The sequence below is a fragment of the Rhizobium sp. SAFR-030 genome (assembly GCF_059415005.1).
The window spans coordinates 119,410-141,517 of record NZ_JBPFDO010000002.1 but is presented as its reverse complement, the minus strand read 5'-3'; the positions used below and the strand labels follow the sequence as shown (position 1 = coordinate 141,517).

At 63.0% G+C, this 22,108-nt stretch carries 19 protein-coding genes; 7 read left to right on the top strand and 12 right to left on the bottom strand.

Features of this window, described 5'->3' with window-relative positions; genetic code table 11:
• The first annotated feature begins 16 nt into the window (after positions 1-16).
• The 5 genes from ACR65N_RS06430 to ACR65N_RS06410 all read left to right on the top strand — a co-directional run bounded on the left by ACR65N_RS06430 (position 17) and on the right by ACR65N_RS06410 (position 4,935).
• Positions 17-736, top strand: a complete 720-nt coding sequence (locus tag ACR65N_RS06430; RefSeq protein ID WP_430307321.1) for a FadR/GntR family transcriptional regulator — start codon at positions 17-19, stop codon at positions 734-736.
• Between the two features lie 146 nt (positions 737-882).
• A complete protein-coding gene (locus tag ACR65N_RS06425; RefSeq protein ID WP_430306633.1) occupies positions 883-2,043 on the top strand; it encodes a fumarylacetoacetate hydrolase family protein in 1,161 nt (386 codons plus the stop codon).
• A 19-nt stretch (positions 2,044-2,062) separates the two neighbouring features.
• Entirely contained in the window at positions 2,063-2,596 is a 534-nt protein-coding gene (locus tag ACR65N_RS06420; protein WP_440456258.1) for a TRAP transporter small permease, read from the top strand.
• 1 nt (position 2,597) lies between these two features.
• Positions 2,598-3,875, top strand: coding sequence for a TRAP transporter large permease (locus tag ACR65N_RS06415; protein WP_440456257.1), 1,278 nt, complete (start codon positions 2,598-2,600; stop codon positions 3,873-3,875).
• 52 nt (positions 3,876-3,927) lie between these two features.
• Entirely contained in the window at positions 3,928-4,935 is a 1,008-nt protein-coding gene (locus tag ACR65N_RS06410; protein ID WP_440456256.1) for a TRAP transporter substrate-binding protein, read from the top strand.
• Between the two features lie 81 nt (positions 4,936-5,016).
• Here ACR65N_RS06410 and ACR65N_RS06405 read toward each other — a convergent pair whose 3' ends face one another.
• From ACR65N_RS06405 to ACR65N_RS06390, 4 genes are all read right to left on the bottom strand, one after another.
• Positions 5,017-5,931 carry a DMT family transporter gene (locus ACR65N_RS06405; protein ID WP_440456255.1) on the bottom strand — a complete coding sequence of 305 codons (915 nt, stop codon included), beginning with the start codon at positions 5,929-5,931 and terminating at the stop codon, positions 5,017-5,019.
• Between the two features lie 7 nt (positions 5,932-5,938).
• Entirely contained in the window at positions 5,939-7,141 is a 1,203-nt protein-coding gene (locus tag ACR65N_RS06400; protein ID WP_440456254.1) for a mandelate racemase/muconate lactonizing enzyme family protein, read from the bottom strand.
• A 160-nt stretch (positions 7,142-7,301) separates the two neighbouring features.
• Positions 7,302-9,134 (bottom strand): ABC transporter ATP-binding protein, encoded by a 1,833-nt coding sequence (locus ACR65N_RS06395; protein WP_440456253.1) that lies wholly within the window; start codon positions 9,132-9,134, stop codon positions 7,302-7,304.
• Between the two features lie 234 nt (positions 9,135-9,368).
• Positions 9,369-10,565 (bottom strand): aminotransferase class V-fold PLP-dependent enzyme, encoded by a 1,197-nt coding sequence (locus ACR65N_RS06390; RefSeq protein ID WP_440456252.1) that lies wholly within the window; start codon positions 10,563-10,565, stop codon positions 9,369-9,371.
• A gap of 112 nt (positions 10,566-10,677) precedes the next feature.
• On the opposite strand from ACR65N_RS06390, the gene ACR65N_RS06385 reads away from it, so the two are divergent.
• Entirely contained in the window at positions 10,678-11,502 is an 825-nt protein-coding gene (locus tag ACR65N_RS06385; RefSeq protein ID WP_430307320.1) for an IclR family transcriptional regulator, read from the top strand.
• 17 nt (positions 11,503-11,519) lie between these two features.
• Here the strand turns inward: ACR65N_RS06385 and ACR65N_RS06380 are convergent, their stop codons facing one another.
• From ACR65N_RS06380 to ACR65N_RS06350, 7 genes are all read right to left on the bottom strand, one after another.
• Positions 11,520-12,017: a RidA family protein gene (locus ACR65N_RS06380; protein ID WP_430306623.1), complete on the bottom strand. Its 498-nt coding sequence runs from the start codon at positions 12,015-12,017 to the stop codon at positions 11,520-11,522.
• Positions 12,018-12,065: 48 nt separating this feature from the next.
• On the bottom strand, positions 12,066-13,271 hold the full coding sequence (locus ACR65N_RS06375; protein WP_440456251.1) for an amidohydrolase/deacetylase family metallohydrolase: 1,206 nt from the start codon (positions 13,269-13,271) through the stop codon (positions 12,066-12,068).
• 1 nt (position 13,272) lies between these two features.
• Positions 13,273-14,151: an ABC transporter permease gene (locus ACR65N_RS06370; protein WP_440456249.1), complete on the bottom strand. Its 879-nt coding sequence runs from the start codon at positions 14,149-14,151 to the stop codon at positions 13,273-13,275.
• 12 nt (positions 14,152-14,163) lie between these two features.
• Entirely contained in the window at positions 14,164-15,105 is a 942-nt protein-coding gene (locus ACR65N_RS06365; RefSeq protein WP_430306620.1) for an ABC transporter permease, read from the bottom strand.
• 96 nt (positions 15,106-15,201) lie between these two features.
• Complete coding sequence (locus ACR65N_RS06360; protein ID WP_440456247.1) at positions 15,202-16,728, bottom strand: ABC transporter substrate-binding protein; 1,527 nt, start codon at positions 16,726-16,728, stop codon at positions 15,202-15,204.
• Positions 16,729-16,838: 110 nt separating this feature from the next.
• The gene (locus ACR65N_RS06355) at positions 16,839-18,167 is read right to left on the bottom strand and encodes a GH1 family beta-glucosidase (protein WP_440456245.1); all 1,329 of its coding nucleotides are present in this window, start codon (positions 18,165-18,167) and stop codon (positions 16,839-16,841) included.
• A gap of 74 nt (positions 18,168-18,241) precedes the next feature.
• Positions 18,242-19,768, bottom strand: a complete 1,527-nt coding sequence (locus tag ACR65N_RS06350) for an ABC transporter substrate-binding protein (RefSeq protein WP_440456244.1) — start codon at positions 19,766-19,768, stop codon at positions 18,242-18,244.
• Between the two features lie 351 nt (positions 19,769-20,119).
• Between ACR65N_RS06350 and ACR65N_RS06345 the strand changes: the two genes are divergently transcribed.
• Positions 20,120-21,067, top strand: a complete 948-nt coding sequence (locus ACR65N_RS06345; RefSeq protein ID WP_440456243.1) for a 3-hydroxyacyl-CoA dehydrogenase NAD-binding domain-containing protein — start codon at positions 20,120-20,122, stop codon at positions 21,065-21,067.
• 114 nt (positions 21,068-21,181) lie between these two features.
• Here the strand turns inward: ACR65N_RS06345 and ACR65N_RS06340 are convergent, their stop codons facing one another.
• Entirely contained in the window at positions 21,182-22,090 is a 909-nt protein-coding gene (locus ACR65N_RS06340) for an SDR family NAD(P)-dependent oxidoreductase (protein ID WP_440456242.1), read from the bottom strand.
• Between the last annotated feature and the right edge of the window lie 18 nt (positions 22,091-22,108).

Here is a 22,108-nt window from a genome sequence, read left to right as displayed (position 1 = left end):
AGTGAGGGGAACGAGGATCGCAATGGCGGATTTCACGCAGATCAAGCGGAGCGAGCACCTGCCGATGCGCATTGCCGGCGAAATCGGCCGTGAAATCGCCGAGGGTCGCATCAAGCCCGGGCAGAAGCTTCCGACGGAACATCTTCTGGCAAGCACGTTCGGTGTCAGTCGCTCGGTCGTTCGCGAGGCCATTGCCCACCTTCGCAACGAAGGCCTCGTCGAGACCCGGCAAGGGGTCGGCGCCTTCGCAACCGAGATCCAGCAGCGTCAGTCGATTCGGATCGATTCCGGACCGCCAGGCGACCGCGATGCATTTCGCGACCTGTTTCAGGTGCGGTACACGCTGGAAACCGAAGCCGCCGGGCTCGCAGCCCTTCATCATTCGGAAGACGACCTTGCCCGGCTGGACGAACTGCTGAGCCAGATGTCGGGCGCCGAGAGATGGACGGACCAGGGAATTGTCGCCGACCTGGCGTTCCACCGGGCGGTTTCTGCGGCGACCCGCAACGAATACTTCCAGCAGTTCATCGGCTTCATCGCCGAGAGGACGCACATCGCCATCAATGCAGCACGAGCTGCCGCCATCCTCGAGGAGATCGTCGAGGTGACGATCGCCGAGCATGTTGCTATCCGCGATGCCATTGCCACCGGTGATCCGCTAGCCGCGAAGGCCGCGATGAGGCATCATCTGGATGGCGCTGCCCGACGCCTTAACCTGGAGTTGGAAATGGTCTAGATGGTGGAGGTCGGCTTTCCTTTGGATGAGCTTCGACCTCTTCTAGACAGAATGGAAAAGTCATACTAAAACGGCGCACTACGTTGTCGGACATCTGACAACGACGAGAGGGTGGAGGCCCTCTTGATCACCAAGGGAGGATTTTCGTGGCGCATCAGAATGCCCTGTCGTCGGACACCATCTTGCCGGTCGATGCATCGAACGCATTGCTGGTCGGACGCGTATGGTCGAAATCCGCCGATGGCCCCTGCCCCGTCCTTTTGTCGGACGGGCGTCTCCTCGACCTCTCTTCCCTCGCACCGACGCTGTCGATGCTTCTGGAGATCGACGGTCTGGTCGAGACGCTTTCCGCCAAGACCTCATTTGCCGATCTCGGCAGCCTCGACGATTTCCTGAACGGCACTGCCGGCGAACTTCTGGCGCCAGCCGACCTGCAGGCGATCAAGGCCGCCGGAGTGACCTTTGCCAACAGCATGCTGGAACGGGTCATCGAGGAACAGGCCAAGGGCGACCCCCTGCATGCGCAGGAAATCCGCGGGCGTCTGGCGCCGGTGCTCGGCGACAACCTCAAGGGTCTGACCGCCGGTTCTGAAAAAGCTGCCGAAGTGAAGGCGCTGCTGCAGGAGATGGGCCTCTGGTCGCAGTATCTCGAAGTCGGCATTGGCCCGGATGCAGAAATCTTCACCAAGGCCCAGCCGATGTCCTCCGTCGGCTGCGGATCTGCGGTCGGCATCCATCCCAAGTCTGACTGGAACAATCCCGAGCCCGAAGTCGTGCTCGCCATCACCTCGAAGGGTGAGATCATCGGCGCGACGCTCGGCAACGACGTCAACCTGCGCGATTTCGAAGGCCGCTCGGCACTGCTGCTGAGCAAGGCCAAGGACAATAACGCGTCCTGTTCGGTCGGACCGTTCATCCGCCTGTTCGATGGCAGGTTCACGCTGGAAGACGTCAAGGCCGCCGAGATCAGCCTGTCGGTCAAGGGCACCGACGGTTTCGAGATGACCGGCGTCAGCCCGATGCGCGCCATCAGCCGCTCGCCGGAAGACCTCACATCACAACTGCTCAATCGCAGTCACCAGTACCCCGATGGGGCCCTGCTGTTCCTCGGCACGATGTTCGCGCCCGTCAAGGACCGCCGCGGCAAGGGAATGGGCTTCACGCACGAGATCGGCGACATCGTCGAGATCTCCAGCCCGACACTCGGGCGTCTGATCAACCGGGTGGAATACAGCGATAAATGCCCGGAATGGAATTTCGGAATAACTGCACTGATGAAGAACCTGGCCCGGCGCGGGCTGCTGTAGGAGGCATCGGGGGGAGACAATGCACAAGACAATCGATCTATTTTACCGGTTCCTCGAGATCCTGCTGATCCTGCTCTTGTCAGGCATGGCACTGATGGTGTTCGGCAACGTCATCCTCCGCTACGGCTTCAATTCCGGCCTGACGGTATCCGACGAACTGTCACGCTACTTCTTCGTCTGGCTCACCTTCATCGGCGCGGTCGTCGCCTTCCGTGAATACGGCCACCTGGGGGTCGAGACGCTCGTGGCGATGTTCGGCCGCAAGGGCCGGATCTTCTGCATGATCCTCAGCAACCTGACGATCATCCTGTGCTCGGGGATCTTCTTCTGGGGCACATGGGTGCAGCTGCCGATCAACTCCAGCATGGTTGCCCCGGTGACCGGCCTGTCGATGGCCTGGGTCTATGGCGTCGGCTTCTTCACCGGCGCGGGCTGCATGCTGATATCACTGGAGCGGCTTGTGCGGCTTGTGACGGGCCGCGTGACGGACGACGAGATTGCGGCATTCGCCGGCGAAAACATGACCATCGAGCAGATGGCGGAGCGGACCTGATATGACCCTACTCGTCTTCGTCGGCTCACTGCTTGGCGCCATGGCCGTCGGCGTGCCGGTCGCCTTCTCGCTGATGTTCTGCGGCGTCGTGCTCATGTGGTTCATGGGCATGTTCAATTCGCAGATCATCGCCCAGAACATGATCGCGGGTGCCGACACTTTCACCCTGCTTGCCATCCCCTTCTTCATCCTCGCCGGCGAACTGATGAATTCCGGTGGCCTGTCGAAGCGCATCATCGATTTCGCCATCGCGCTTGTCGGCCATATCCGCGGCGGCCTCGGCATCGTCGCCATCGTTGCGGCCCTGATCATGGCCAGCATCTCCGGCTCGGCTGCCGCCGATACCGCAGCGCTTGCCGCCATCCTCATCCCGATGATGGCCAAGGCCGGCTACAACATTCCCCGTTCGGGCGGCCTGATCGCCGCTGGCGGCATCATCGCGCCGGTCATTCCGCCTTCGATGGCCTTCATCGTCTTCGGTGTCGCGGCCAACGTCTCGATCACCCAGCTGTTCATGGCCGGCATCGTGCCGGGCCTGCTGATGGGCCTTTCTCTGATCGGCACCTGGCTGTACGTCGTGCGCAAGGACAACATCCAGCCGCTGCCGAAGGCTTCCAGCAAGGAGCGGGTAACGGCGACCGGCCGTGCGCTCTGGGCGCTCGGCATGCCCGTCATCATCCTCGGCGGTATCAAGGCCGGCGTCGTGACGCCGACCGAAGCCGCCGTCGTTGCCGCCGTCTACGCGATGTTCGTCGGCATGGTGATCTACCGTGAGCTGAAGCCGCGCGACCTACCACAGGTCATCCTGCGCGCCGCCAAGACCACATCCGTCATCATGTTCCTCGTCTGCGCCGCACTTGTTTCGGCCTGGCTGATCACCGCGGCCAACATCCCGGCCGAAATCACCGGCTACATCGAACCGCTGATCGACCGCCCGAAGCTGCTGATGCTGGCGATCATGGTCCTCGTGCTGGTCGTCGGGACGGCGCTCGACCTGACGCCGACGATCCTGATCCTGACGCCGGTGCTGATGCCGATCATCAAGCAGGCAGGCATCGACCCCGTCTACTTCGGCGTGATGTTCATCATGAACAACTGCATCGGGCTTATCACGCCGCCGGTCGGCGTGGTGCTGAACGTCGTCAGCGGCGTCGGTCGCATTCCGCTCGGCAAGGTCACGATCGGGGTTGCGCCGTTCCTGCTCACCCAGACGGTTCTGCTGCTGCTGCTCGTGGCATTTCCGGAAATCGTTACCGTGCCGGCTCAATGGCTGCGTTGACCGGCGCCGACTTCACCGCTTCTACTTCAACTGTCCAAATGGGAGGACCAACATGAAGAAACTACTTTTTGCAACCACCGCAATCGCCATCGCGATCTCGGGTGCGGCTCCGGCCTTCGCCGAATTCAAGAGCCGTAACATCCGCGTGTCGAACGGCATCAATGCCGATCACCCGGTCGGCAACGGCATCAAGGCCATGCAGGCCTGCCTCGACGAGAAGTCGGGCGGCAAGCTGAAGCTGACCGCCTTCTGGGGCGGCGCGCTCGGCGGCGACCTTCAGGCAACCCAGGCGCTCCGTTCGGGCGTCCAGGAAGCCGTCGTTACCTCGTCCTCGCCGCTGGTCGGAATCATCCCGGCGCTTGGCGTCTTCGACCTTCCCTTCCTGTTCTCCAGCCCCGCGGAAGCCTACCAGGTTCTCGACGGCAAGTTCGGCGACAGCATGAACGAGAAGCTCGACGCAGCAGGCCTGGTGAACCTTGCCTACTGGGAAAACGGCTTCCGCAACCTGTCGAACTCGCAGCGTCCGGTGACCAAGTGGGAAGACTTCTCGGGGATGAAGGTTCGCGTCATGCAGAACAACATCTTCCTCGACACCTTCCAGAACCTCGGCGCAAACGCTACGCCGATGGCATTCGGCGAAGTGTACTCGGCACTTGAGACCAAGGCGATCGACGCGCAGGAAAACCCCTACGTGACCATCGACACGTCGAAGTTCTTCGAAGTGCAGAAGTACGTCACCGAGACGAACCACGCCTACACGCCGTTCCTCTTCCTGTTCTCGAAGCCGATCTTCAACTCCTACGCCCCGGAAGAGCAGGCTGCCCTGCGTGACTGCGCCGTGGTTGGTCGTGACGTCGAGCGTCAGGTCATCGCAGACCTGAACAAGAAGTCGCTGGAAAAGATCAAGGAAGCCGGTCTGGAAGTGAACCAGCTGTCGCCGGAAGAGCAGGCCCGCATCCGCGAGAAGTCCATGGTCGTCTATGAAAAGCACAAGGCCGAGATTGGCGCCGACGTGGTTGACGGCATCCTGGCTGAGCTGAAGACGATCCGCGGCAACTGATCCGCGGACAGATCCGGGCGAGACACCCGGATTTGTGATCAATCGACGAAGGCCCGCGCCAGCAATGGCGCGGGCCTTTTGCTATTCAGGGATGGCCGGAAGCACCGCGTCCCGCTTCTTCAGCATCTGTTCGCGGATGAAGATGAACAGACCGGAGGCGACGATCAGCGCAGCGCCGACGATCATTCCGAGCCGCGGCACATCACCGAAGAACATCCAGCCAAACACCACCGCCCACAGCAGAAGCGTGTACTGGAGCGGCGCGACCGTCGCGGCATCGGATATCTTCAGGGCGCGATTGACGAGCATGTGAGCCGCCATGGCGACGATGCCGAGCAGGGCGAGCAGGCCAAGGTCGAGGCCCGACTGGATCGGCGACCAGCCGAACGGCGCGAACGCCAGCCCTGCCAGCCCCGCGCCGCTGACCTGGAAGAAGACCAGCGTCGAATCCGGCGTGCCGCGCAGGAAGCGACCCGAAAGCAGCATGAAGGCAAAGGCGGCACTGCCGATGATCGAGATCACCGCAGGCATGGTGAACATCGCGCTTGACGGTTCAAGCGTGATGATGACGCCGACGAAGCCGACGGCGATCGCCGTCCATCGCCGCCAGCCCACCCGTTCGCCGAGCAGGAGCGGCGACGCCGCCGCAACGTAGATCGGCGCGGCAAGCCAGTAGGTCATCACGTCGGCGAGCGGCAGATACATGACGGCGAAATAGAAGCAGAAGACCTCCGTCGTCGAGCATGCGACGCGGGCGAACTGCATCCATGGCCGCTCGGCGGCCCTCAACGCCGGCAGGCCGGCCATCCAGACGATAGGGACGAGAATGACGAGCGCGGCAAGGCTGCGCAAGAGGACGACCTGGCCGAGCCCGTAGCTTGAGACGAGCCATTTCCCCATCGCATCGTTCAAGGCGAACATCAGCATACCGAGCAGCATCAGCGCCGGGCCGGCTGCCGACAGGCTCTTCAGGCGGGACGTGTGAGACGCTTGCATCGCCGCCTCACAGGATCGAAGCGTCGGAGAACCGTCGGCTGACGGTGAACGTCTTGTCCAGGTCCGGGTTCAACTCCATGCCGAGACCGGGACCGGGGGGAACCGTGATCATGCCGTTCTTCACTTCAGGCAGGGCCGTCACCAGATCGCGGTACCAGGTGTTGTAGAACGCCCGCACGCTTTCCTGCACCAGCGCATTCGGCGCATTGAGCGACAGATGAGTGGACGCGCACAGGACCACCGGCCCGGTGCAGTCATGCGGTGCGACAGGCAGGTGCCAGGCTTCCGCCATGGAGGCGATCTTGCGGGCCTCGGACAGGCCGCCGCACCAGGAGATGTCGAGCATGACGATGCCGGCGACCCCGGTCTCCAGATAGTCGCGGAAACCCCAGCGGGTGGCGAGAGTTTCCGAAGCCGATATCGGCGCCGGCGAGACTTCCGCATAGCGCTTGAGGCTGGACAGGCTGTCCATCTTGATCGGGTCTTCGTGCCAGAAGGTGCCGTAGGGGGTCAGCGCCTTGGCGATCTGCATCGCCGGCAGGAGCTGCCACATCGAGTGGAACTCGACCATGATGTCGATCTTGTCGCCGACCGCCTTGCGGATCTTCTCGAAGGGTTCGAGCGCCGTCTTCAGGTCGGACGACGAGATGTACTGGCCCTTGGTCTTTTCGGCGGCGGCATCGAACGGCCAGATCTTCATGGCGGTGACCCCATCGGCCAGCAGCGATTCCGCCAGTTCGTCGGCCCGGTGCAGGAAGCCGTTGAGATCGTCATAGGCGGTGCCGCCGGTCAGCCCGTAATTCGCAGTCGCCTGGCCGGTCGCCTTCTTGATGTATTCGGTGCCGGCGCAGGTGTTGTAGGTGCGGATCTCCTTGCGCGAGAAGCCGCCGAGCAGTTGCGCGATCGGCTGGCCGGTGGCCTTGCCGAAAATGTCCCAGAGCGCGATGTCGAAAGCGGAATTGCCGCGCACTTCGGCGCCGGACGACCGGAAGCCGACATAGCCGACCAGATCCTGGGCAAGCAGATCGATCGCCAGCGGATCGCGACCGATCACCCGCGGCGCCACATATTCGTGGATGTAGCTCTCGACGGTCTCGGCTCCGAAGAACGTCTCGCCGAGACCGGTAATGCCCTCGTCGGTGTGGACGAGAACCCAGAGCAGGTTGCTTCGCTCAGCGATCCGCACCGTTTCCAGCTTGGTGATCTTCATGTTTCCTCCCGGGGATTGTCAGTTGCACCCGTTCTAAGGAATTGGGCCTGACACCGAAAGCCGTTTTGGCTTTCGCCGGTACACCGGCCTGAAGATTTGCCCCGATTTTTAGACTGGCTCATCCGCCCTTCGAGCGTACACCAACGCACGTGCTTACACCTTACGCTTGGGCAACGAGGTGACCGGCGGAGACCTCCCGATACTGCATCGGTACGATCTTGTAGTCGACCGGCCGGATGGGGCTCTTCAGCTCCTCGACCGCCGCACCGCTTTTCACTCGGCGGCGTTCCGGATCCGGGACCGGTACGGCCGACATCAGCCGCTTGGTATAGGCATGTTGCGGGTTGCCGAATACCGAAGCGCGCGGCCCGATCTCGACGATTTCCCCCAGGTACATGACCGCCACCCGATGGCTGACCCGTTCAACGACCGCCATGTCGTGGCTGATGAACAGGAAGGCGAGCTCGAGCTCCTGCTGCAGGTCGAGCATCAGGTTGATGACCTGCGCCTTGATCGACACGTCGAGCGCAGAGACGCTCTCATCGGCGACGATCACTTTCGGTCGCAGGGCCAGAGCCCGTGCAATGCAGATGCGCTGCCGCTGGCCGCCGGAAAACTCGTGCGGATAGCGCTTCGCCATGTCCGGCGTCAGGCCGACCTTGACCAGCATATCGGCGACGACGTCCTTAGCCTGTTTTCCATCCCCCATCTTGTGCTCGAGGAATGGTTCGGCGATCGCTGCGCCGACAGTCATGCGCGGATTGAGCGATGCATAGGGATCCTGGAAGATCATCTGCACCGACTTGCGCATCTCGCGCATGTCTCGCTTGTCGAGCGCCAGAACCTCCCTTCCCTCGACCAGCACCGAGCCGCTGTCCGGCTCGATCAACCGCATGATCGCGCGGCCGGTGGTGGATTTGCCGCAGCCGGATTCGCCGACCAGTGACAAGGTTTCGCCGGCTCGCAGATCAAACGAGATATTCTCGACTGCATGCACGCGGCCGGAGAGCTTTCCGAAGAGACCGGAATGGATGTCGAAGCGCTTTGTGAGGTTCTTCACCTGCAGGATCGGCTGTCCATCCGCGACCGTATCGGCAACCTCGATCGGCACGTCTGAGAGGCCCGTCCCCGTATCGACGACCGGAAACCGCAGCGGCCTCTCGAAGGACTGCATAGAGCCCAGCACGGGAACGGCCGACAGAAGCGCCCGCGTATATGGATGCTGGCCCCGATGAAAGATGTCGGCGGTCTTGCCGCTCTCGACCTGTTCGCCGCGGTACATCACCACTGTGCGATCGGCGATCTCGGCAACGACGCCCATGTCGTGGGTGATGAAGAGAACCGACGTCCCCTCCTCTTCCTGCAGCATCTTGATGAGGTCGAGGATCTGTCCCTGGATGGTGACGTCGAGCGCCGTCGTCGGCTCGTCGGCGATCAGCAGTTTCGGCTTCGTGGCGAGCGCCATGGCGATCATCACGCGCTGGCGCATGCCGCCGGAAAAGCGATGCGGATACTCGTCGAACCGCGAGGCGGCCGAGGGGATGCGCACCTTTTCCAGGATGCGGATGGTTTCGGCCTTGGCCTCGGCCCTGCTGATCGCGTTATGCGCCAGAAGCGCTTCAGAAATCTGGTCGCCGATGGTGAAGAGCGGGTTGAGGCTCGTCATCGGCTCCTGAAAGATCATCGCCACGTCGTTGCCGCGCACCTTGCGCATCTCGTGTTCCGGCAGCGCCAGAAGATCCCGGCCGCCGAGAAACACCTTGCCCTCGATGCGGCTGGAATCAGCTTGCAGCAGCCGCATGATCGACAGCGAGGTGACCGACTTGCCCGAGCCGCTCTCGCCGACGATCGCGACCGTTTCGCCGGGAGCGACGGTGAACGAGATGTCGCGCACGACAGGCTTCCACTCGCCATCCACCATGAAGGATGTCGTCAAGTGTTCGACGGACAGGACCGGATCGGCGGCTGCAAGGGTCTTGGCGGCGGTGATCATCGGGCGTTCCTTTGGTTCTAATTTGGCTCTCGCTCTGGCTCGGCAAGCAAGCACTTCAGAAGTGACAACTTGCGTCCTGCGGCTGAGCAAGTCCCCTCGGGCCTGCCGGCCATCTTCCCCACAAGGGGCGAGAAGACTTGTGGCAACCGCCCGCCTCAATCAGGGATCCGGCGGATCGGCTAGGTTAAGCCCCTCCCGCTTGTGGGGAGGGGGCTGGGGCGGGCTCTATCCTGCTCAATCCGGCCAGCGCAGCGCACCATCAAATCGGTGGCGCGCCAGATCCTCGATGGCCGTGGCGATGATCTCGTTGGAGGCGCGCGCCTTGTCGAGTTCTTCCGACAGACGCTGGGCCACCACCGTCTCCTGGCCGGGATGCAGATTGCACGGGTCGAGGTAGAAGTAGTGGTGCTCGACCTCATGATCGCGCACGATGATCGGTGGGCTGCCGTTGCGCAGCGCAGCCGCCAGATCCCAGGCGGTGATATGCGCCTCCTCAGCCTTGATGATCACGCGCATACGGTCGAGCGGGTTGTTGGTGGGGTCGGGTTCGATCAGCGCCGTGACGCCCGGGCGGCCATCCAGCGTCTGCTTCCAGAGGTTCAGGTACCCGGTTTCCCGCTCGCGGATGCCGACGTGATCGCGGTTTTCCCAGGCCTCCAGCGCCGCCATGACGCCAAAGATGCTTTCCTTGCCAACCTTCATGCCACGGCCGATCCCCATGTTCTGCAGGAATGCGTTGCGCACGAGGTCCTTGCGCCCGGCGACGACGCCGGATGTTGGGCCGCCCAAAAATTTGTGCCCGGAGTAGATCACGATATCGGCGCCCTGATCGAGGAAGATCTTGAGGTCGTATTCCGATGCCGCATCGACAATCACCGGCACGCCCTTGGCATGGGCGATTTCGACGAACTCCTTGAGGTTCAGCAGGCCGTAATCGACGACATGGTGCGACACGACGTATACGGCAGCCGCCGTGCGGTCGGTGATGGCGTTCTCCATGTGATAGCGATGCGTCGATGTCGCCTGGCCGATCATCAGGGTCTTGCCGCCGGCGATGCGGATCGCCTGGTCGACGGGCGCGCCGTAGCTGACGACATGGCCCATCTGCAGGAGGACCTCGTTCTTCGGCGTCGAGATTTCCGGCAGCTTCTCGATCGCCAGCAGATCCGGCCCGGTGATTGTGCCGGCAACCGCAAGGCTGATGCCCGAAGAGCAGGATGCCGTGACGAAGCCCGCTTCACCGCCGGTCAGCCGGGCGATCACGGCGCTTGCCTTGCGCTGCAGGTCGTTGACCTCGACGAACTGCGGCAGGATCGCCGTCATCGCGGCGATGGCTTCCGGCACGACGATCGAGGCGCCCAGGCCGGTCATCGTCCCCGACACGTTGATCACCGGGCGAAGGCCGAGTTTCGTGCGAATATCGTCGGACATGTCATTCTCCAGAGTGTGGCGCCGAAGCCGGCGCTGATTTCGATTGCCGGGCGAGGCCCTATGCCATAGTAATGCAATAGATAGAGTGGAGCGCAGGAGTGCGAGCTTGGATATGACGGCATCTCGGTCGGACGCACTTTCCGACGCTGCGCCTGGCGTGGCAGACGACGGCAAGCAGCGCCGTTCGCGGGTCAGTGGCATCGACCGCGCCCTGCAGGTGATCGATTACCTCTACGAGACGGGATCTCCGGCGGGAGCTTACGCGATCGCCAAGGCGGTCAAGGCGCCGCTCTCCACCGTGTACGTGATCATCGACGATCTCGTCGACAAGAACATGCTGGCCCGCAATGCCGACGGGACGCTGTGGCTTGGCGCGCGGCTCTATCACTACGGTCTCGCCTACGCCCGATCGCTGGACTTCATGAGCGTCGCCACCCACGAAATGCACGATCTTTGCCGCGAGACGGGCGAGACGGTGCAAGTCTGCGGTCGCGACGCCGAGCACATGCTGGTGCTGGCCATGGCCGATGGCCCGAGCCACTTTCAGGTCACCTCGCGCGTCGGCACGCGGGTTCCGCTGAATTGGACGGCGTCGGGTCGCCTGCTGGTCGGCCACATGGCGGAAGCCGAGCGCATCGACCTGTTCAAACGCGGTGCGCGCATCTCGCCGACCGGCCGCGCTACGATCGATCCGGCTGAACTGTCGGAGGCCGCCGCCAAGGCCTTCGAGGAGCGGCTCTCGGTCCAGGCCGGCGAATCCGATTACGCCGTCGCGTGCATCGCCTCGCCGATCGTCGACGGCAAGGGTGACTGCGTCGCGACCATCTCCATCGTCCTTCCCGAACAGAAGGCCTTCGCCGACGAAACCGGCTACGCCGAACGCGTCAAGGCCTCGGCGGCTCGGATCGAAAAGCTGATGGGCTGGCGCAACCACTGACCGTCTCTCCCCGCTGATCAATCGTGCAATGCAACGATCGCTTCGATCTCGACCGTAATGTTGCCGGGCAGCGAACCGAAACCGACGGCCGAGCGCGCATGCCGCCCGGCTTCACCGAACACGGCATTGAAGAGGTCCGAACAGCCGTTGATGACCTGCGGGTGATCACCGAAATCCGGTGCGGCATTGACCATGCCGAGGAGCTTCACCACCCGCTTGACGCGCGACAGGTCGCCAAGCGCGTCGTGCATGACGGCCAGAAGGTTGATGCCCGTCAGGCGCGCGTCGTCGTAGGCCTTCTCGGCACTCACGGCGGCGCCGACCTTGCCGGTGTGCATGAAGCCATCGGCCTCGCGGGGCCCCTGCCCCGAGAGATAGAGCATGTTGCCCTCGATCACGTGGGTGACAAAATTGGCGATCGGCGGCGGCGCGGGCGGCAGCTCGATGCCCAGCGCGGCGAGCCGTGCGATCGGCGTGGTCGCCTCGGCGCCGGTTTTGGTCGATACCTGTGTCACGCGAACTCCTGTGTCATGCGAATTGGGTCATGCGATGTGTTGGATGGCTCAGCGATAGGAATAGCCGTGGCTATGACGCACCAGCTTGCGTGCCCGCGGGATATAGCGGCTGGCGGTGATCGCTTCTGATCCGATGATCGCGTAGCGCGGCTCGAACAGCTGCTTCAGCTGCGAGACATCGCCGTTGGAATCTGTCGCCTCGAGATCGGCATCGATCAGGTCGAAGATCGTGAAGTCGGCGCGCTGGCCGACCGACAGCCGGTTTTCCATGTCGAGACGGATGACTTCTGCCGGTGCGTGGGTAACAGCGTTGACGACCTTGTCGAACGGCATGCCGACCGACAGCAGTTTCGACATCGTCGTTGCCAGGTCCCAGACCGGGAAGTTCATCGAATGCCCGTGAAGGTCGGTCGAGATCGAATGCGGCAGCAGGCCCCTGGCGATCGCTGCTTCCGCCACCTTGAACGAGAACGACGCGCCGCCATGGCCGATATCGAGACGCACGCCTTCCGAGGCGCAGCGTTCGGCGAGGTTGAAGAGATCCTCGTCCTCCATGATCGACGAGCCGGACTTGCCGTTGAAGCAGTGGGTGACGACGTCGCCGGGGCCGAGAATTTCCAGCACCTCGTCGTAGAGCGCCGGCGGCTCGCCGACATGCACCATCATCGGCACCTTGAGGATCTTGGCGATCTTCTTGCCGAGCTTCACCGGCGTCACGCCCCAGGAACCGGTGATGACGTGGCTGGCGCGCACCTTGATGCCGACGATATGCTCGCTGTTCTCCGCGTAGCATTCGAGGATGCGATCGAGATCGATGTCCTTGATGTCGCGCAGTTCCGGCACCCGGTTGCAGGCGACGAGACCGATCGAACCGAGGTTCAGGAACGCCTTGATGCGTTCACGCGACGGCTCGATGATGTACTCGCGAAAGCCGTGGAAGTTGGCCTCGCCTGCCGAACCCGCATCGACCAGCGTGGTGACGCCGCGCTCGGCGCCGCATTCCGACGGACGGATCGAGATGTCGGTGCCGCCGTGCCAGATATGTACGTGCAGATCCACCCAGCCTGGCGAGATCCAGGCGCCCTTTCCGTCGATGCGCTCCGCGTCGGCGGGAGCGTCAATCGATTGGCCGATCGCAGCAATCTTGCCGTCGCCGCCGATCAGGATATCGGTGGTGCCGCCTTCAGCAGTGGCGCCGAAGGCCATCGGCTTGATGTTGGTGAGGAGGAGCGGCTTTCCCGTGTGGCCGTTCATATCACAAATCCCTTCGCAGTCTTGGATCGAGCATGTCCCGCAACCCGTCGCCGACCATCTGCAGCGAGAGCACGGAAAGAATGATGGCAAAGCCCGGGAAATAGGTCATCCAGTCGGCCTGCCCGATATACTGGCGGCCGCCGGCGATCATGGTTCCCCAGGTCGGAATTTCGGGACTGACGCCGAGGCCCAGGAAGGACAGGCCGGCCTCCGCCAGCATGGCGCTGGCAAACAGGAAGGTCCCCTGGACGAGGATCGGCGACAGCAGGTTGCGCAGCACGTGGCGCGTCATGATGTGGAAGGTCGAAATGCCGAGCGCCTGCGCCGCCTCCACGTAAGGAAGTTCGCGGATAACCAGCGTCGAGGCGCGCACGATGCGGGCAAGCCGCGGCGAGTAGACGATCGACAGCGCGACGATGACCGTCGTCAGCGACGGACCGAGCGCTGCCACCAGAGCGATGGCGAGCAGGATGTCCGGAAACGCCATCATCGCGTCGATGAGGCGGGCAATCGGGGTGTCGAGCTTCTGGAAGAAGCCGGCAAGCAGGCCGAGCGTCACGCCAATCGCTGCCGACAGCACGACCACCGAGGCTCCGACCAGCAGCGACAGCCGGCCGGCATAAATGGTGCGCGAAAACACGTCGCGGCCGAATTCATCGGTTCCAAACCAGAACGGTTCGCTTGGCGGCTTCAGCCGGTTGACGATCGACAGCTTGGACGGCGAATAGGGTGCGATCCAAGGCGCGAGCACCGCGAGCACGACGAAGATCACCAGCACGACCAGGCCGACCGCCACGGTCTTGCGTTTGAGGAAGCGCCGCAGGAATTTCACGTTCTCGCTGACGGCAGGTGTGGGTGTGGTGGTCGCGATATCTGTCATCGGTCACGCCCCTCAGTAACGTACGCGCGGATCGATCAGCAGATAGAGCATGTCGATCGCGAAATTGATGAGAACGTAGAGCGCCGCGATAACCAGCAGCGCGCCCTGGATGACCGGATAGTCGCGCCGCAGAACGGCCGAGACGACGAGGCTGCCGACACCCGGAAGCCCGAACACGGTCTCGGTGACGACGGCACCGGAGATCAGCACGGCAGCGGTCAGGCCGATGACGGTGAGGATCGGGATCAGCGCATTCTTCAAGGCGTGCTTGAGGATGACGCGGCGCTCGATCAGCCCCTTGGCGCGGGCGGTACGGATGTAGTCGTCACCCAGCACGTCGAGCATCGAGGCGCGGGTAAACCGCAGGATCAGCGCCGAGGAGACGATGCCGAGCGCAAATGCCGGCAGCGTCAGATGATACATGCGGTCGGCGAAGCTGGAACCCGGACCGCCGTAACCGGAGACCGGAAACAGGTTCAGCCGCACGGCAAAGAACTGCATCAGAATGAGGCCGAGCCAGAAACTCGGAATGCTGGCGGCCAGCATGGCGATCGTGGTCGCGGCCTGGTCGACGAAGGAGCCGCGCCGATAGGCGGCATAGATGCCGATCGGCAGCGCGATGACGGTGGCAATGGCCAGCGAGAACAGCGTCAGGAAGAAGGTCGGCTCAGCGCGGTCCAGGAGAGCCGATGCGACCGGCATATTGAGGAAGATCGACTGCCCCAGATCGCCTTTCAGCATCTGGCCGATGTAGTAGACATACTGCACCACCAGCGGCTGATCGAGACCCAGCCGGACGCGCAGGTCGGCGATGTCCTGCGCCGAGGCATCAGGCCCGAGCATGACGGCGGCCGGATCGCCGGGGGTAACGCGGACGATGACGAAGACGATGGTCACGACGAGGAACATCACGACGATCATGCCGGCCAGGCGCTGGAAAATGTAACGGATCATGTATCTGGCTTCCCGTGTCTTCGCGACGGCTGCCGCGAAGAGAACAGTCTTGAACCCGGCGCCGCCCGATGGCGGCTACGGGATCGTCGATATGAATTACTTCTTGATGGAGGCGTTCCAGAAGTAGGGCCACGGAGCGGGCTCGACGCCTTCGACCTTCTTGGACTTGGCCGAGACGGCGTTGAAGTCACCGATCTTCATGTAGGGGATCTCGGCATACATGGCCTTCTGCACGTCGGCCCAGAGCGCGACCCGCTTGTCTGCGTCCGGCTCAGCAGAGAATGCCTCGACCGTCTGCTTGCGCAGCGGCGTGTCCCACCAGCCGGGCGAGGTCGGCGCAAGCGAACCGATCAGCGCCGGCTCGGGCAGGAACGGGCTGTGGGTGATGTAGATATCCCAGAGGCCCTTGTCGGCGCGCCGCTGGGTGAGCGTTGCCCAATCGACGACCTGCATGTCGACGGTAAAGCCGGCAAGCTTCAGGTATTCCGCCGCAACCTGCGCCATCTTGTAGTGGAACTCGTATTGGCGGCTGGTCAGGATGCGGATCGGCTTGCCGTCGTAGCCGGCAGCCTTGGCAGCCGCGGCTGCACCCTCCGGATCGGCGAGGTTATAGCTGCCCTCGACCCCGGCATCCGTGCTCCAGACAAAGTTCTTCGGGTAGATATTGCCGTCGAGCGCGTAAAAGTCCGTGCTGCCAAAAGCTGCAGCCATCATGTCTTCCATGCTAAGCGCCTGGCGGATCGCCTTGCGGATGGCAACGTCCTTGGCAACGCCTTCGGCCGTGTTGAAGACGAAGACCGGATAGCCGAATGGCTTCAGCACCAGCGGCTCGACAGCCGACGACGCCTTCACCTTCTCGAAGGATTCGACCGGAATGGAGTCGATATAATCGTATTGACCAGAGATCGCCGCCTCGACGCGGGTGTTGGCGTCCGGCACCGGCACGAAGCGGATTTCGTCGAGATACTGATGGCGGGCGCCGCCGTATCCGTCGCTTTCGCCCGAACGCGGCGTGTAGCCGTCGAAGCGGGTCAGCTGGATATACTGGTCGGCCTTGCGTTCCTTCAGCATGTAGGGGCCGGTACCGATGAAATCCTTCATCGGCTCGTCCTGCTTTTCCGACGGCAGGATGATCGCCGCGGAATTGTTGAAGGCGAGCAGCGAAACGAGCGGTGCATAGGGCTGCTTCAGCGTGATCGTCACGGTAGAGGGGTCGGTCGCAGTGACCTTGTCGAGGAAGGCTGCTGCCTGTTTGCCGCGCGAGGCGACCTTCACCCAGCGGTTCAGCGAGGCGACGACGTCGTCCGACGCCATGTCCGACCTGTCATGAAATTTGATGCCGTTCCTCAGCTTGATCGTGTAGGTTTTGCCGTCGGCGCTGATCTCCGGCATGGCTTCGGCCAAAAGCGGCACCGTCTTCCAGTTCTTGTCGAACGTGTAGAGCGTTTCGAACATGTGCTGGGTAACGATGCCGACCAGATCGGCGGTCGAGGCCATCGGATCGAGCGTCGGCGGTTCGCCGATGGTCGCAACGTTGATGACGCCGCCCTTCTCGGCAGCAAGTGTGAGGGACGGTGCGATGATCAGCGCCGTGGCGGCAAGGAACGCAAGTTTCATCCTCATGTCGAAGTCTCCCGGTTCGTTGTTCCATTATTATGTATTATGCTTGTTAATTGTAGAATACCGCAGCAACAGCTGGTGTCAATCCGCCACCCGCTTTGCCCCCGTCGGCATCAGATGGCATTGGCTGTGATTGTGTCCCGCAGCCAGTAGTAGGATCTCTTCGGGATGCGCTGAAGGGTCGGGTAGTCGACGTAAACGAGGCCGAAGCGCTTGGAGAAGCCTCGTCCCCATTCGAAATTGTCCATCAGCGACCAGGCGAAGTAGCCGCGGATGTCGTGGCCCTCGTCGATCGCGTCGAGCAGTTTGTCGAGATACTGGTGGAAATAGGCGATCCGGTCGTTGTCGATCACCTCGCGTGCGCTGGTGAGCGCGTCGGGGTAGGAGGCGCCGTTCTCGGTGATGTAGATGGTGGGCTTTCCATAGCGGGAACTTGTATCGCGGATCTGCTCCAGGAAAGCTGCCGGATCGACGACCCAGTTGACGTCCGTCAGCGGCCCCATGCCCGTCGGCGGCGCGGTTTCGGCGACGCCGAAGGTCGTATTAGGATTGGGTCCGACAAACACCGGATTATAGTGGTTGAGGCCGAAGAAATCCATCTTCTGGCTGATGTCCTGCATGTCGTTCTGCTGGATCAGCGGCTCCATCTCCTTGGCGAGCGGGTCCGGATATGTCCCGAGCCACAGCGGATCGACCAGCATCCGGCGCCAGAGGCAATCGCCGAGGATGCGGGCCTCTTCATGCGCGGCATCGTCATAGTGCGGACGGACGGGCCCGAGCGACACGATGTTGCCAACCTCGGCGGTTGGGGCTTCGGCGCGCACCGCCTTTACCGTCAGTCCGTGGGCAAGATTGAGGTTATGGATCGCCTTCAGGCTCGACTGGTAGTCCTGCCTGCCCGGCGCATGGCGGCCGACATTGTAGGCAACCCAGGGAATGACATTGGGCTCGTTGATCGGCGCAAAGCGCTTCACCCGGTCGCCGAAGTGACGGATGACGGTGGCGCTGTAGTCAGCGAACATTTTTGCCGTGTCGCGGCTGCGCCATCCGCCCCGTTCTTCCACCGAGACCGGCATGTCCCAGTGGTGGAGGCAGATCCACGGCTCGATACCCTCGTGGAGGAGGAGGTCGATCACCCGGTCGTAGAAATCCAGCCCGCGGCTGTTCAGCTGTCCGTCGCCGTCGGGGTATATCCGCGGCCAGGCGGTCGACAGGCGGTAGGCCTTGACCCCCAGTCCCCGCATCAGTTCGATGTCTTCCGGGTAGCGGTGGTAGTGGTCGCAGGCGATGTCGGCTGTATCACCGTTGGTCGTGCGGCCTGGCGTGTGGGCATAGGTGTCCCAGACGCTCTGGCCGCGGCCGTCCGCGTGGACGGCGCCCTCGGTCTGGAAGGCAGAGGCGGCAACGCCCCAGAGGAAGTCGGCGGGAAAGGCTCTCGTCATGGCTATCGCTCAAAAATTCAGAAAACAGGGATTCAAGAAAAAGCCGGCGCGATGGGATGCGCCGGCGCAATGATTCACTTTTTGTCGGTGGTGACGTTCCAGAAGTACGGCCACGGCGAGGGCTGGACGTTGTGCAGCGTCTTCGCCTCGGCACTCAGCGCGTTGAAATCGCCGACCTTGAACACCGGCGCCTCCTCGTAGAAGGTTTTCTGCACCGCGCCGAACAGCGCGATGCGCTTCTGCAGGTCGGGCTCGGCGAGGAACGGGTCGACGGCCGCATGCTTGGCGTCGTTCGCCCACCATCCGGGATAGCTGTCGGACATCCAGCCGTTGAGTGCCGGGTCTGCCGGGAACGGGCCGTGAGTGATGAAGATGTCCCACTGGGCCGGGTCCGCGCGACGCTGCGTCAGCGTCGCCCAGTCGAACACCTGCAGGTCGACGGCAAAGCCCGCCGCCTTCAGGTACTCGGCGGCGACCTGCGCCATCTTGTAGTGGAACTCGTATTGCCGGCTGGTGAGGATGCGCACCGGCTTGCCATCGTAGCCGGCTTCCTTCATCAGCTTGGCGGCGGCTTCGGGATCGCCGGAACCGTAGCGCTCGATGCCTTCCTTGGTGTGCCAGACATAGCCTTCGGGATAGAGCGCCCCGTCGACGGCAAAGAATTCGGGATTGCCGAAGGCGGCGAGCAGCATGTCTTCCGGGTTCAGCGCCACCTGGATGGCATGGCGCAGCACCTTGCTTGTCATCATGCCCTCCTTCATGTTCATGACGAACACCGGCGCGCCGAACGGCTTCAGCACCACCGGCTGTGAGGCGGTGGAGGCCTTCAGCCGGTCGAAATTCTCTGGAGCGATCGAATCCGTGTAGTCGAACTGCCCGGAGACGGCCCCCTGCAGGCGGGTATTGGCGTCGGGTACCGGAACGAAGCGGATCTCGTCGAGGATCGCCTTGCGCGCACCACCGAAGCCCGAAGCCTTCTCGCTGCGGGCCTTGTAGCCATCGAAGCGGACGAGCTGGATATACTGGTCGGCTTTGCGTTCCTTCAGCATGTAAGGACCGGTGCCGATGATTTTGGTCAGCGGATCGGCGAGGTTGGCCTTCGGCAGGATGACGGCGGCCGAGTTATTGAAGGCGAGCAGCGACATCAGCGGCGCGTAGGAAGATTTGAGCGTGATCTTCAGCGACAGGTCGCCGGTCGCCTCCACTCTTTCGATATAGGGTGCCGCCTGCTTGCCGCGCGAGGCGATCGACATCCACCGTTCGATGGAAGCCACGGCATCGGCCGAGGTCATTGTCGTGCCGTCGTGAAATTTGACGTCCTTGCGCAGGGTGATGTCGTAGGTCTTGCCGTCGGCCGAGATGACGGGCATCGTTTCGGCCAGCAGCGGAATGACCTTCCACTCAGCATCGAAGGTAAACAGCGTTTCGAAAATGTGCTGCGTCGTCATCCCGACAAGGTCGGCGGTCGAGGCCATGGGGTCGAGCGTCGGTGGTTCGCCGATCGTTGCGACGTTGATCACGCCGCCCTTTTCCTGGGCCGAGAGGATCGACGGTGCAGCAACCAGGGCTGTCGCCAGTAGCAATGCAATCTTGAACTTCATCTTATGCTCCCGTTTCATCTGTTCCACTATTATGTTGTATAACTTTTTATAAGAGAATAACGGTGAGGCTGGAAGTGTCAATCCCGCCGTCTGTCAAAACGGGTTCCGCCCTCCGCCAGGAAGGATCCGGGGGAACGGTCTCAGGCGCGAACGCCTCGATCGTTACCTTTAGGCCCCCCAAGCAGACCGTGCCTTCCACAGGCGTAGATAGAGTGTCGGAGCAACCCAAAATCCGACGGAATTCTTGGGACCTCAAGAGCTTGCGTGCTATCCAAGACGCCAGGGATTCGACGGCGGAGGGTGGCGTCGGATCGGATCCCGATCGCTCGGCGCGTAACAGGAGGGTTGCTTGTGGAGACGGACGACATCAGCACGGTCACCGTGGTCGGCACCGGTATCATCGGGGCAAGCTGGACCTGCCTGTTTCTGGCGCACGGGCTGAACGTGGTTGCCACAGATATCCGAGACGGAGCCGAAACTGCGCTTACCGCAGCAGTCGATCGCTGCTGGAAATCCCTGCCGCAGTCCGTGCTCGATCATGCCCGGCGTGGATCGCTGCGCTTCACTGCCGAACTCGAAGAGGCCTGTGCGGAGACCGGGTTTGTCCAGGAAAATGCCATCGAGCGGCTGGATGCCAAGATCGAGCTGATGCGCCGCATCGATGCCGCGACACCTGCGGACGTCGTCATCGCCTCCAGCTCTTCGGCGATTTCGGTGACCGACATGCAGAGCGCCTGCGCGCATCCGCAGCGCGTTGTTCTCGGCCACCCGTTCAACCCGCCGCATCTGGTGCCGCTGGTGGAAGTCGCGGGCGGCGCAAAAACGGCGGAGGCTGCACTGTCTCGCGCCGAAAGCTTCTACACACGCCTCGGCAAGGTTCCCGTGCGGCTGCAGAAGGAGATCTATGGGCATGTCGCCAATCGCCTGCAGGCGGCGATCTTCCGCGAAGCCATCCACCTGCTCGACAGCGGCGTAGCATCGGCCGAGGACATTGACCGGGCGGTGACCGAGGGGCCTGGCCTGCGCTGGGCGCTGATGGGGCCGCTCCTCACCTATCGGCTGGCCGGAGGCGACAGAGGCATGCAGGGGTTCTGGGACATGTTCGCGCCGATGCAGGACAAGCTATGGGGCGAACTTGGAGCGCCGGTACCCAACAAGGCGCTGCAGGCGCGGGTCACGGACGCTGTCGAGCGCTGCTACGCAGACCGCTCGGTGCAGGCACTGGCCGAAGAGCGCGATACCCGTCTGCGCCATATCCTCGCTGTAAAGTCACCGAACACGAACGACGGATCCAGCTAGGTCAGCCGCGCTCAACGGCCCGGCCGGCACGCAGACCGACCTCCTCGGTCACCGCGCTCGGAATTTGCTTTGCCCGCCTCCCCTCCGTACTGACAGCCAGCCACTCCGCGCCCCTCAGGCGGCGGCGCCCCGCGCCCGATTGGCCGTCTGGATGAAGCCGGCCGCCTGATCGAAGCCCGTGTCGAAATGACGCGCCGTGGAGATATCGCTCATCGCGGCGAAGGCGGTGCGGAAGTCCTGCGGGCTGCGCGCTTCCGGCGGCAGGTAGACGCCTTGCGTCTCGACAAGGTGGACCACGGTGAAGACACCGGCGCCGGCGCCGATGATCGTCTTTTCGGGCGCCTGTTCCGAGGCCATGAAGACGACCGCGGGGGAAACAGCTTCGGGCGCGAGCCGCGCGGCATCTTCCGCCGTAAACAATCCCTCGGTCATGGTCGTCGTCGCCAAAGGCGACAGGCAGTTGACCCGGATACCGTATCTCGACCCCTCCTGCTGCAGCGTCGCCATCAGGCCGATCATCCCGGTTTTGGCGGCAGCGTAGTTCGCCTGGCCGAAATTGCCGTAGAGACCGGAACAGGAGGTGGTGAGGACGATCCGCCCGTAGCCCTGCCGGCACATCCGCTCCCATACCGCGCGACAGCAGTTGGCGGACCCGAGCAGATGCACGGCGACGACCTTGTCGAAATCCGCCATATCCATCTTGGCGAAAGATCGGTCGCGCAGGATGCCGGCATTGTTGACGAGGATGTCGATCCGGCCCCAGCGGGAATCGACGCGCGCCATCATCGCCGCGACATCGGCGAACGACGCAACGTCGGCAGGCTCGGCCACCGCTTCGCCTCCCGATGCCTCGATCTCGAGCACCACCGATCGTGCCGCCTCTCCGACGGAACCGTCCGGCCCGGCCATGTCGTTGACGACGACTTTTGCACCGGCACGGGCCAGCGCCAGCGCGTGACATCGGCCGAGGCCGGCACCGGCGCCGGTGACGATCGCCACCCGTCCCTCGAATTCACCCTGCATGCCGTGTCTCTCCTGTTG